At 46.9% G+C, this 13,246-nt stretch carries 8 protein-coding genes; 3 read left to right on the forward strand and 5 right to left on the reverse strand.

The genetic code is table 11. The features are described 5' to 3' along the window. Positions 1-45: 45 nt before the first annotated feature. The 3 genes from essB to NYE56_RS16100 form a co-directional block, all read right to left on the reverse strand. Positions 46-1,401, reverse strand: a complete 1,356-nt coding sequence (essB, locus tag NYE56_RS16090; RefSeq protein ID WP_335449441.1) for a type VII secretion protein EssB — start codon at positions 1,399-1,401, stop codon at positions 46-48. 14 nt (positions 1,402-1,415) lie between these two features. After that, positions 1,416-1,655, reverse strand: a complete 240-nt coding sequence (yukD, locus tag NYE56_RS16095) for an ESX secretion system protein YukD (protein ID WP_122894663.1) — start codon at positions 1,653-1,655, stop codon at positions 1,416-1,418. A 69-nt stretch (positions 1,656-1,724) separates the two neighbouring features. Continuing rightward, positions 1,725-2,018, reverse strand: a complete 294-nt coding sequence (locus tag NYE56_RS16100; RefSeq protein WP_003220661.1) for a WXG100 family type VII secretion target — start codon at positions 2,016-2,018, stop codon at positions 1,725-1,727. A gap of 521 nt (positions 2,019-2,539) precedes the next feature. On the opposite strand from NYE56_RS16100, the gene adeR reads away from it, so the two are divergent. The 3 genes from adeR to NYE56_RS16115 all read left to right on the forward strand — a co-directional run bounded on the left by adeR (position 2,540) and on the right by NYE56_RS16115 (position 5,835). After that, positions 2,540-3,808, forward strand: coding sequence for a sporulation transcriptional activator AdeR (gene adeR, locus NYE56_RS16105; protein WP_341284098.1), 1,269 nt, complete (start codon positions 2,540-2,542; stop codon positions 3,806-3,808). 101 nt (positions 3,809-3,909) lie between these two features. Continuing rightward, positions 3,910-5,046 carry an alanine dehydrogenase gene (gene ald, locus NYE56_RS16110; protein ID WP_341284099.1) on the forward strand — a complete coding sequence of 379 codons (1,137 nt, stop codon included), beginning with the start codon at positions 3,910-3,912 and terminating at the stop codon, positions 5,044-5,046. Between the two features lie 111 nt (positions 5,047-5,157). Then, positions 5,158-5,835 carry a YukJ family protein gene (locus NYE56_RS16115; RefSeq protein ID WP_341284100.1) on the forward strand — a complete coding sequence of 226 codons (678 nt, stop codon included), beginning with the start codon at positions 5,158-5,160 and terminating at the stop codon, positions 5,833-5,835. A 43-nt stretch (positions 5,836-5,878) separates the two neighbouring features. On the opposite strand, the gene NYE56_RS16120 is transcribed toward NYE56_RS16115, so the two are convergent. Then, positions 5,879-6,088, reverse strand: coding sequence for an MbtH family protein (locus tag NYE56_RS16120; protein ID WP_003228753.1), 210 nt, complete (start codon positions 6,086-6,088; stop codon positions 5,879-5,881). 15 nt (positions 6,089-6,103) lie between these two features. Further along, a complete protein-coding gene (gene dhbF / locus NYE56_RS16125; protein ID WP_341284101.1) occupies positions 6,104-13,240 on the reverse strand; it encodes a non-ribosomal peptide synthetase DhbF in 7,137 nt (2,378 codons plus the stop codon). Positions 13,241-13,246 lie beyond the last annotated feature (6 nt).

Genomic DNA, 13,246 nt, shown 5'->3' on the forward strand with positions numbered 1-13,246 from the left:
ACGGCCGAATGGCAGCATGCGATGACCTGTGCTTCATGTCTCACGTTATTTGTCATCTTTTTTCTCATCTTTCTTTTCTGTTTCTTTTTTCTCGTCTTCTTTTTTCTTCTGTTCTTCTTTTTTCGCTTTTTCCTCGGCTGCGGCTTTTTCTTCTGCCGCTTTCTCTTCTGCTTGTTTTTCTTCGTCTGTTTGTGTCTGTTCTTCGCTTGTATCGACTAACGATGTTTCAGAATTAGACTGTTTATTTTCTTGACGTTCTTTTTGGGCTTTTTCAAGCTCACTATTTACTGAGTCAAGTTCTTTTTGTATGTCTTCATCATTTGTATCCTCAGATAAAAGCTGCTGTTTATATTTAGCTAGGGCAAAGTAAATATAATCATTGTATTCAAGCTTACGGCCGATACTGATCGCTTCTTTGTATTCTCCTCGACCATAATCAATCCAATACAAGAAATGCTGAGGGTCTGATTGAAGGGTGACTAAGTTATTTTCTATATTTTTGGTTTTTGCACTCCCCAGGTTTTCGACCTCAACATAGGACGTCGCCAGCTGATACTGCACCGATTCAGGCAGGCTTTCCGCATCGTACTTGGACAGTGTGCTGATGACTTCACTGTACTGCTTGTTTAAGAACGCACGGTTGCTGTCCACTATCGCCTGGTGCTTTGGCTGCGCGAAAAATAAGGCGTACATCGAATAAATAAGTGCCGGTACAAGCAAAACAATGAGCCCCAGGCCGATATATCGCTGGATGGTCCACTTCTTTCTCGGGATATGTATGTATGTTTTTGCTTTGGCTTCGAGCTCATCAATTTGGGTTTGAATCAGCTCGAGCAAATCATCATAGGATTCAGCATCTAATATCGCCTTTGCCTCTGCGGAGAACGTCAGCGTTTCATTGAATTTCAGGTAGTCTTCAAACGCAAAAGCGCCGTCAACTGCCAAAGCCGCTGCCGCTTTCAGCTCCTGCCATACTCTTTCCTCATCACGCTCGTAAGGAGGAATGCTTTCTTTTACTCCATAATGGAGAAAATAAGGCGTAAGCCCTTTATCGAATACAATGTTTTCAGGAGCGACAATCAAATTCAGCCTCGACAGATTGTGCTGCTGTACGGCTTGAACAAGCTGATAGGCAAACTGCCATTTACTTTTTTTATCCTTAGCTTTCATGAAGCGGAATGCTTTATAGGAGGAGGGAGGTTGGATTGTGATGATTACTTCATCATCCGTCACATCGATTTCTTTATGAAAAAATGGATTTATATCTTTGATCACGTTAGCTTCAAGACCGTCGAGAAGCTTTATTTTTTCCCGTTGAAAGGTAAATGTATAGCCGGCATCTGTTTTCTCGGCAACAGCTTCTAATTGGTTTTCTAAATATGATTTTTGTTTACCTGACATTCAACCAGATCCTTTCATAATATTTCAAGCCGGTCTCCGTTTGTAATGCCGCAATCAGACAGCTTGCATTCTCCGGAAAACACCTTATCCTTGTTCACCACTCTGATCCAGTGCCCTTCGCGCGGAGGCATAGATACGTTTTGGGCCTGCCAAGCAATATCAATTACTTTTTTCACCGGGTGGTAATCTGACAATCTGAGATCAAAGACACTGCCGTTATAATGTTTCAAATCTATTGTAATATCAATATACATTTAGGATCACCCTTACATAGAAAGAGCGCCGTCTTCTTTTGAATCAGGCGCTCCTTCCCTTTCATACTGTTATCCGCGGATTTGATTTGCGATGTCTTGGTCAGTAGACTCAAGTGTATTTGCTGTTTGATCAAGCTGCTGATTCACATCTTGAAGCAAATCTGACATTTTGATAAATGAAGGTTTGAGCTGCTCGTATTGATCTGCGAACGCTTCGCTTGAAGCACCTTCCCACATGCTTTTCAAATCAGAGATCATTCGGTTTAAACGATCAACCTGATTTAATACTTCTTGGCTTTCAACGCCGTATTGCTTCGCCATCGCTCTTAGCTCTTCGGGTGTGACACGAATTAATCCTGCCATATTCCTCATTACCTCCTGTGCCATCAGCCTAAATATGGGCTAATTCACTTATTTTTAGAACGTCATTATTATAAAAACAGTTTTTCGGCATAGTCAAACAAATATGTTTTAATTTTACAAAATGAGTCCAATGGTTTACCCCGAATCACTTAAAAATGACATATAATGTAAAGTAAATAGGTTTATTTTCTTAATCTTCTCTTCATTCTCCGAATAATCCAAAAGACCCAAATAACGCTCCAACTCCCAAAAAAAACCTTTCAGAAAATTTGATGCTACAGCACCATTTCTGAAAGGTTCAGTTTTTTCTTTCCTTAATTAGTCTTGCCTCCGATGACTTTCTTAGAAGATTAATAGGATAAGCTGTCGTATTATATGAGGCATACAACTGTCCTGCAAAAAGGCGATTACACCGCCAAATGTATATAGAACGTTTCTCTCATGAAATTGTTTTTTTGCTTCTGTTCTTTGTTGTTGATTTTCACAAACAACAACAATCATAATAAAAGGAAGGGGATGAGATGTCAAAGAGAAATCAAGCACGAAAAGTAGGGAGTTTTATGACCATGCCGAATGATCCGTTTAAATATAGTTTTGACAGACTTGAAGATGTGGCTGATCATATCAGCGACGTTCTGCGGTGCCCGATCACCATAGAGGATGTTAACCACAAGCTGCTTGCCTACAGTACACACAGCGACTGCACAGACCCTGCCCGGACGTCTACCATTATTGGCAGAAGGGTACCGGAGAAGGTGATTAACAAGTTGTGGAAAGATGGGACAATTCCAGCTCTCTTAAAAACGGACCAGCCGATCAGAGTCAAGCAAATTGATGAAGTCGGGCTGAGCAATCGCGTCGCTATTTCAATTTGGAAAAACAAGCAAGTACTTGGCTTCATATGGGCGCTTGAGATCCAAAAAACATTGTCCGATGAAGATCTGCTGACATTGCAAATGGCAGCAAAAGCAGTGAAAAACAAGCTTCTCAAACTTCAAATCAGAAAAACGAAAAATGAAGAACGCAGCCAAGAATTTTTCTGGAAAATGCTGACCGGACACATCCATCAGGAGGATGATATGGCGGATGGGTTCCATAAGCTTGGAATGGCCGCTCCTTCAGAGTTTTCCGTTATGATCATCCGCATAAATGGCGAGCTGACTGAAAAAATCGAACAGCAGCTGCAATATTTACAGGAAACGACCCAGCAGGTTTACGTGCTGCTGGCGACCGTAGATTCCAATGAACTTATTATATTAACCTCGCCCAAAACAGATCATCCTTTTCAAGATATAAAACAGTTTGCTTTAAGTACGCAAAAACAGCTGAAGGAGCGGTATAAAATAGAAGACGTTTCTATCGCTTTTGGCGGAATATACAACTCTATTTCTTTTGTCTCCCGCTCCTATCAGGAAGCATTGTCCGTCTTAAAAACGAAGGAACGGTTCACTGAAGAGACCAAACATCTTTTCAGCTTTTCCGAGTTAGGCATTTATCAATACTTAGATGTCTTAAATGAAAAACGGAAACAGGCGGGCCATTATAATTACTCGCTTTCCAAACTGGAACAATATGACCGGGATCACCAGTCAAATCTGGTAGAAACACTAGAGCGTTTTATTGAAGCAGACAGCAACGTGAATACCGCTTCTAAGCTGTTAAATATACACGTTAATACGTTGAATTACCGCCTTAAGCGGATCAGCCAGATCGCTGAAATTGATTTGAAAAATGTGAATCAAAAATTCACCATCTATTTAGATATCAAACTTCGGCACATGGATTTGTGAAATTTCACAAATCCATGTTTTTTTATTTTCTTAATCAAACAAAGAATTTTCCAAAATATCAAGCTACACTAAAAATATCACAGATACAGGAGGAGACAGATATGATCATAGGGGTTCCTAAAGAGATAAAAAACAATGAAAACCGTGTCGCATTAACACCCGGGGGCGTTTCTCAGCTCATTTCAAACGGCCACCGGGTGCTGGTTGAAACAGGCGCGGGCCTTGGAAGCGGATTTGAAAATGAAGCCTATGAGTCAGCAGGAGCGGAAATCATTGCTGATCCGAAACAGGTCTGGAACGCCGAAATGGTCATGAAGGTAAAAGAACCGCTGCCGGAAGAATATGTTTATTTCCGCAAAGGACTTGTGCTGTTTACGTACCTTCATTTAGCAGCTGAGCCTGAGCTTGCACAGGCCTTGAAGGATAAAGGAGTAACTGCCATCGCATATGAAACGGTCAGTGAAGGCCGGACATTGCCTCTTCTGACGCCAATGTCAGAGGTTGCGGGCAGAATGGCGGCGCAAATCGGCGCTCAATTCTTAGAAAAGCCTAAAGGCGGAAAAGGCATTCTGCTTGCCGGGGTGCCGGGCGTTTCTCGCGGAAAAGTAACGATTATCGGAGGAGGCGTAGTCGGGACAAACGCGGCGAAAATGGCTGTCGGCCTCGGTGCAGATGTGACGATCATTGACTTAAACGCAGACCGCTTGCGCCAGCTTGATGACATCTTCGGCCATCAGATTAAAACGTTAATTTCTAATCCGGTCAATATTGCTGATGCTGTGGCGGAAGCGGATCTCCTCATTTGCGCTGTATTAATTCCGGGTGCTAAAGCTCCGACTCTTGTCACTGAGGAAATGGTAAAACAAATGAAACCCGGTTCAGTCATTGTTGATGTAGCGATCGACCAAGGCGGCATCGTCGAAACTGTCGACCATATCACAACACATGATCAGCCAACATATGAAAAACACGGGGTTTTGCATTATGCTGTAGCGAACATGCCAGGCGCAGTCCCTCGTACATCAACAATCGCCCTGACTAACGTTACTGTTCCATACGCGCTGCAAATCGCGAACAAAGGGGCAGTAAAAGCGCTCACAGACAATGCGGCACTGAGAGCGGGTTTAAACACCGCAAACGGACACGTGACCTATGAAGCTGTAGCAAGAGATCTAGGCTATGAGTATATTCCTGCCGAGAAAGCTTTACAGGATGAATCATCTGTGGCGGGTGCTTAATTCACAATGAGCTTGCAGAAAGATTTCTGCAGGCTTTTTTATTTTTTAAAAGGAAAAAAGAGACCATTTCACGAATTATGACTATGAAGTTGATCATAAAGGAGGATTCATATGGCTGTTCAGCAATATGGCGTGTTAAAAGGCATAGTCTTAGACATGAAGCGGGAAACAGATGATGACAGTCCTCATTTCCAAGTCAAAATGCTCGGTGAAGAGAATACGTATTACAGGTGCGCCATCAATGTGATGTCCAGTTCTGAGGAATCTGAAGTATTGTATTTGGCTGACGATCAGTTTGATTCGGGCTCAATTACCATCCTTCCGAACATGCCGTATGGATATACAAGGATCAATGAAGCAAACCGTGAAGTGGCACTGGATTATGTGCGGGGCAATTTGTTTGACCCGCGGGAAATGAAGCCTTTGCCTCATGAAATCACGGGACCTGATAATGATTTAAATGATTTTATTGAAACCTATATGAAGAAAGCGCAAGATGAGAAAGCGCCGGTTTATATATTCGGTTCAAAATTTGGACCTGAACAGGCTGCAGATAAAATATTCGGTTTTACCCCGACCAACGGCATGCACAATATCCATATGAATCAAGGGAATGCAATAGATACCCGCTGGAAAAAAGACAACGGCTCTTGGCATGACGGGGGTATTCTGATTCAGTTTGCAGATCAGTGGGCCGCTGTGTTTTTAGCGTTTTTGTCCCAATCTTGGTGTACCGATGAAAACGGAAACCCGGTCAGGGATTGTGATCATACCCAAACGCCTGCGTAAGATAGAAAAAGAGACTGCGGCGAGCAGTCTCTTTTTGATACGATTACACATTTTCAACAGTCTTTAGGCTGTTTGGCCTCATATCGCTCCAATGCGATTGGATATAGTCCAAACAAGCTTCACGCCCTTTTTGCTCATGAACGACTGTCCAGCCGCTCGGCACATCTATAAAACCGGGCCATAGGGAATATTGGCCTTCTTCATTGATCAGCACCAAATACGTGCCATCCGCATTTTCAAAAGGATTTGCCATTCTATTTCTCCTCCCTTATTTATTCAACTCTTCCAGTTTGACAGCGAGAACCTTGCCGATTTGAGCCAGAGGTTCCGGCTGACATAAATCTTTATGACGGCAGTCGATGTCAATTTGTTCAATCTGTCCGTTAATATAAGGCTTCCACGAATCAGGTTCAATCGGGTCAAACCATTCAGGAATGATTGTTGATCTGAAAAACAAAACATTTCCACGGAAGGTTTTCGGCTTATAGGAACCTAAAATGCCGACAGAATTGACATACGTATTCTTCAAATTTAAAATGACCGTTTCATCCAAGCTCGCAAGCGCACTGCCGTCACTGCGAAGAATCTCAATCGCTGCTTCAAAATCTAGCGGTTTGTCCCCTAAGCTGTCCGGATCGTACCCGCCTAACGCCAGAAGGGCAATAAGCGCTTCCTCATCATCCGGCGCCTCCTTTATAGGAAGGAAGTGGTTTGGATAGGCATCCAGCATCACCAATAGGGAAACTTCTTCTCCTTGATTTTGCAGCTGGGTGGCCATCGCTTGAACGACATTCCCGCCCAGAGACCAGCCCAGCAGATGGTACGGGCCTTTCGGCTGAACCGTTCGGATTTGTTTAATGTAATCGGAAGCCATGTCATCAAGTGTTTTCGGAAGCTCCTCGCACTGCCCGATTCCCCGTGCCTGCAAGCCGTAGATCGGATAATCCGTTCCTATATTCGTCATCAAACCGGCATAGCACCAGCTGAGTCCCCCTGCTGGATGAACACAGAATAAAGGAGGCTTGTCTCCGCTTGTTCGGAGCGGCAGCAGAACGTCAAGAGCGCTTTGGCTTGATCCCATTTCAAGTCTTTCAGCGAGCCCGGCTACAGTAGGTGCTTCGAACAAGTTGCCGATGCTGAGTTCAACGCCGAGTGCTTCACGAATGCGGCTCATGAGCTGTACAGCAAGCAAGGAATGTCCGCCTAAATCAAAGAAACGGTCATCAATGCCGACACGCGGCAAGTGAAGCACCTCCATAAAGAGGTCACAGAGAATTTCTTCCTGCGGCGTTCTCGGTCCTCGTCCTGTCACTGCCGCTGCGAAATCCGGAGCGGGCAGCGCTTTACGATCAAGCTTTCCATTCGGTGTCAGCGGCAATTCTTTCATCGTCACAAAGGCAGCAGGCACCATGTAATCCGGCAGTCTCTCCGCAGCATATTTGCGCAGTTCCGCCGTATCAAATGTTTCTTCCGAAGGGATGACATAAGCTGCCAACCGTTTATCTCCCGGCTGATCCTCACGAACGATCACTGCCGCATCTTCAAGCTGCGGATGCTGAACAAGTGCGGCTTCAATTTCTCCTAATTCAATCCGGAATCCCCGAATTTTCACTTGATGGTCTGCACGGCCGACATAGTCGAGAGAACCGTCAGCGCGGAGGCGGGCCACATCCCCAGTGCGGTACATCCGGGTGCCTGGAGGACCGAACGGATCAGCTATGAAGCGTTCAGATGTTAAACCAGGCCGGCCTAGATAACCTCGTGCTAACCCCGCTCCTGATACATACAGCTCTCCGGCAACACCCGGCGGAACCGGCTGCAGGCGTTCATCCAGCACGTATACACCAAGATCGGGAATGCCGCAGCCGATCAAGCTGTTTGCCCGTAAAGCTGCCATGCTTCGGTCTAATTCGATATAGCTCACATGCACCGTCGTTTCTGTAATACCATACATATTGATAAGCTGCGGTCTATTTTCAGGGTGGCGGTTATACCAATCCTCTAAACGGCTGAGTTCAAGCGCTTCTCCGCCAAAAATGACATAGCGCAGACTGAGTGCCTGTCCGAGATCCGGCTGTTCCCGTTCTGCCTGCATAAACTGATAGAAAGCAGACGGTGTCTGGTTCAGAACGGTCACACCCTCTTTGACAAGCAGGCGCAGAAACGCTTCTGGCGATCTGCTGACGTGGTGAGGCACGATTACAAGACGTCCGCCATGCAGCAGAGGACCCCAGATCTCCCACACCGAAAAATCAAACGCATAGGAATGGAACATGGTCCAGATATCGTCTGAGCTGAAACGGAACCAGTGCTCGGTCGCTGCAAATAAACGTGTTACATTTTGGTGAGGAATCATCACACCTTTTGGAACACCTGTTGAGCCGGATGTATAAATGACATACGCCGTATTCAAAGGCGAAAGCGGCTGAGTCCTGTCCTTATTTTTTGGATTCTCTGCAGGGTACGTGTTTAGTTTCTCTGCCAGCTCGGGATCATCCAGCACGATTTTCGGCACGTTTTCAACTGGCGGAATGTGATTTGCAGCTTTAGTGTTCGTCATGATAAACGCAGGCTGTGCATCTTTTAGCATAAAAGCAATTCGATCAGCCGGATAATCCGGATCAAGAGGGAGATAAGCTGCCCCGGCTTTTAGCACCGCCAATAGGCCGACAGCCATTTCCAACGATCGGGGCAGTGCCAATGCCACAAATTGCTCCGGCCCGACACCTTCACTAATCAGCATTCGGGCAAGCCGGTTTGCTCTTTCATTCAGCTCTGCATAGCTCAGTGCCTGATCTTCATATACAACGGCAATGGCATCAGGACGTAAAGCAGCCTGCTTCTCAAACTGCTCTGGCAAACATGCTTGCGGAATCTTTTCAGATACACTTTGCCAATCTGTCACCATGCTGCTGCGTTCCTCTGGCGCAAGAATATCCAGATTTCCGATTTGCTCGTCAGGATCAGACTCGGCAGCCTCCAGCAGGCGTATCAATCGGTCAGCAAGAGCCTGAGCAGTTTCCCGCTTAAAAAGATCGGTGCTGTATTCAAGCAGTCCTTCCATTCCGTTTGGTGTCCCGTCAGCAAGGCGATCTTCACTGATTTCCAGCGTCAAATCAAACTTGGCAGAACCGACACTGTTGATTCGCAGGCTGCTCTCCATATCAGGAAGATGCAGTTCAGCGTCCGGTGTGTTTTGGAACGCAAGCATGATTTGGAATAAAGGATGCGTCGCACGCGAACGAGCCGGATTGAGCACCTCTACAAGTCTCTCAAACGGCAGATCCTGATTGTCATAGGCGGCCAGATTCACTTTCCGTACTCTGTCTAGAAGCTCACGAAAGCTTGGGTCACCGGACGTATCAGTTCTGAGCACCAATGTATTAATAAACAGCCCTACAAGATCGCCCAGCGCATCATCATTCCGTCCCGCGATCGGACTGCCGATCGGAATGTCGGTGCCCGCCCCGAGCCTTGTCAATAAAGCGGCGAGACCGGATTGAAGCACCATAAACAGGCTCACCCTATTTGCGCGAGCCAGCTCCTGCAATCGCTTGTGAAACTCGGGCTCAATACGAAAATGAATCGTATCTCCATCATGACTCGGCTCAGCCGGACGTGAATAATCGGTTGGCAGTTCAAGCTGATCAGGCAGGTTTTTCAAGGTTTTTTTCCAGAAAGCAAGCTGACCGGCAATCAAGCTGTTTGGATTATCCTCGTTTCCAAGCAGTTCTTGCTGCCAAAGCGCATAGTCTGCATACTGCACAGCAAGAGGCGCCCATTCGGGAGATCGTCCGTGGCAGCGAGCTGCATAAGCCGTCCCAAGGTCTCGGGTCAGCGGTGTTAAGGACCAACCGTCCCCGACAATATGATGGACGAGAAGAAGCAGCACGTACTCGTCAGGACCGATTACAAAAAGCTCGGCACGAAAAGCAGGTTCAGCTGCAAGATCAAAACTGTAGCGTACAGCTTCGGCAAGCCGATCAGAAAGCTCCTTCTCAGCAATTTCAGTAACATGTAACTCAGGATGGGCTTGATCGGCATCTAAAATATGCTGATAGGATGTCCCCTGTGATTCAGGGAAGATCGTCCGAAGGCTTTCATGACGGCAGACGAGGTCATAAAGTGCCGCTTTCAGCAATCCTTGATCCAACTCACCTGACAAACGGACAGCAACCGGAATATTATAAGTAGGACTCGGTCCTTCCAGACAATGCAGGAACCATAGCCGGCGCTGGGCAAATGATAGCGGGATCTTTTCAGGCCGCTCAGCTCTCTGCAAAGCGGGACGTGCACTCTGCGCCAAATCAAGATGGGCAGCGAGTCCGGCTACTGTCGGTTCGTCAAAGAGCTTGGCGATACCAAGTTCGGCTCCCATTACCTCGCGAATGCGGCTCATCAGACGGGCTGCAAGAAGAGAATGGCCCCCAAGCTCGAAGAAACTGTCATCGATACCGACGCGTGCCAAACCGAGAACCTCTGCAAACAAGTCACACAATATCTCTTCCTGAGGATTCCGCGGGGCCCGATCACTGACAGATGTGCTGAAGTCTGGTGCCGGCAGTGCTTTCCGGTCAAGCTTGCCATTAGGTGTTAATGGCAGCTCGTCCATCTCCACAAACGCCGCCGGTACCATATAATCAGGAAGACTAGCCCCCATATAACGACGAAGCTCTGCAGTATCAATAGCACCATCAGCGACTACATAAGCCGCCAATCGTTTGTCTCCCGGCTGATCTTCCCGTACGACAACCGAGGCCTGTTCAATGTGCGGATGATTGGCAAGCACGGCATCAATTTCTCCAAGTTCAATTCGGAATCCGCGAATTTTGATTTGATGATCCGCCCGCCCGATATAATCCAAAGACCCATCGGCACGCCAGCGGGCCTGGTCTCCGGTCCGATACATCCTAGTTCCCGGCGGTCCGTATGGATCTGCAACGAAGCGCTCCGCCGTTAAATCAGGGCGATGGAAATAACCTCTGGCCAAGCCGGTGCCTGCAATATAAAGCTCTCCGACAACGCCCGGCGGCACCGGCTGTAATCCATTATCAAGCACATACACCTGCGTGTTCCAAATCGGTTTCCCAATCGGAGGAACGCCCTGCAGCCCTTCTTCAAGAAAAGCTGCGGCAGACCAAATCGTTGTTTCAGTGGGACCGTATAAGTTCGTGACTGAACAATGGAGGTCTTGAAGCGCCTGCAAAAGACCGCTCGGCAGCGCCTCGCCTCCTACAAGCACTCTAAGCCCCCGAAGTTTCTCAGGTTCACCCGTTATCAAAGCATGCCACAGTGTCGGTGTCGCCTGCATGATATTAATATCGAAATTTTCAATCATTTGAGCTAATATCTGCGGCTCACGGATCGTTTCTTTCTTTGCGATCACGATTTGCGCTCCGCTAATCAGCGGAAGATATAACTCCAATGCTGAAATATCAAAAGCGACAGTCGTCACAGCCAACAGCCTGTCTTCTTCTCCTAGAGAAAATGCCTCCTGCATGGACAGCAGAAAATTGCTTAAGCTTTTCTGTGTCACAACGACACCCTTCGGTCTTCCTGTTGATCCTGAGGTATAGATGATATACGCAGGATGGTCAAGAGAAACCGATACATCCGGATTTTCCGGCGAATAGCGTTTTATAATCTCCTGTGTAACAGCCTGATCAAGCACAAGCTCCGGTACAGCCAGGTTATCAGGCAGACTGGCTGCTATTTCCTCAGTCGTTATGATGCATGAAGGTTTCGCATCCTCCAGCATGTAAGAAATGCGGTCGGTAGGAAACTCCGGATCAAGCGGGAGATACGCCGCACCAGACTTGAGCACACCAAGCATTGAGGCCACCATCTCAGGAGAACGCGGCAGCGCCAAAGCAACAAATTGCTCCGGACCAATCCCTTTTTCGATCAACAGACGCGCGAGGCGGTTTGCCTCTTCATTGAGCTTTCGATAGTTGACTTGAATGTCATCACACATGAGAGCGATACGTTCTGGCTTAAGAACTGCCTGCTTTTCGAACATGTCCTGAAGGCTGACCAGCTTCTCGGATTTTGCCGTCTCATTCCATTTTGAAATGACTTTTTCTTTCTCCTCTGGCAACAGAAGCTCCATGTGCCCAATCAGCATGTCCTCTCCGGCAGAAGCCGTTTGCAGCAGCTGCAAGATACGCTGCTGATGAAGCTTAATATCAGATTCACTGTATACCTCGGGATTCGCATCAACATCTATTCGCAGCCCGCTGCCGTCTGTTCTGTCATATACATTGATTGATAGATCATCAACAGGACCGGCTGAAAGATTATGCGTTGTGCCCCGGGCGCCGGCAAAGTCGAGACCGTAATCAAACGGCATGAGATTGATTTGAGGGCCAAATAATCGATGATTTTCTCCTATCAATTTCAGATCACGCCGAAGCTCTTCATGGCGATACTTATGATGTCGCCGAATACTGCGGATTTCCCGGAAAATTTGCTGAATCAGTTCAGAAAAGCTCATCGAAGAGCTTACCGTCAGCCGGAGCGGGAGAAGGTTCATCACCATAGCCGGTACATTCAGTGATGCAGACCCTATCCGACCCATCATGGGCAGGCCGAGCACAACATCCTCAGAGCCGGTCATACGGTGCACATAAACAGCTGACACCGCAATCATGACTTCATGCCAGCTTCCTGAGAAATAGCGCGCCGCTTCTTTTAACGCGTTTACATCAGACGGAGGCAGATATGCCGTATGACGAAGAAAACTGTTAGATGTTCTTGGCGCCCGATCAGCCAAGCTCACAACTTCAGGTGCATCTGCAAAACGGTCCAGCCAGAATTGACGATCCTTCTCATACTGCTCTGATCCGCGATAATCTGTATCCTCCTCCAAAATGGCCTGGAGAGACCCAAAGGAACGGCCTTTAGCTGTTTGTCCTTTTATAAGCGCAGTATATGTACTTGCCACACGCTGGGCTATCAGGGAAAAACCGAAGCCGTCGATCGCTATATGGTGAATGCGCTGATACCAAAAGAAACGATCAGGCCCGGCAATAAACAGAGCTTCATTAAACAAAGGGTCATGCCCTAAATCAACCGGCTTTGCTAAATCAGCTTTCATCCAGTTTAATGCTGTTTTTTCCGGATCAGGCACAGAGCTGACGTCAATGACGTGCAGCTGTACATCCGGAGACGGGTTTATCATCTGCCAAGGCCCGTCCATATTTTCACCGAAGCGGACATGCAGCGATTCCGCTTCCTTGATCACGTGCCGCAAAGCTTCTTCAAAAAGAGCAATATTGATTGGTCCATTGATTTCTATATATTCCGCAGTATTGTAAATTGGATTGTCCGGATCAAGCTGCTGAGCAAACCATATGCCAGTTTGCGCCCCGGTCAAAGAATATTGAAGATCTTTTGTATCAGGCATCCGTTT

The organism is Bacillus sp. FSL R5-0603 (genome assembly GCF_038050295.1).
Classification (GTDB): Bacteria; Bacillota; Bacilli; order Bacillales; family Bacillaceae; genus Bacillus; species Bacillus subtilis.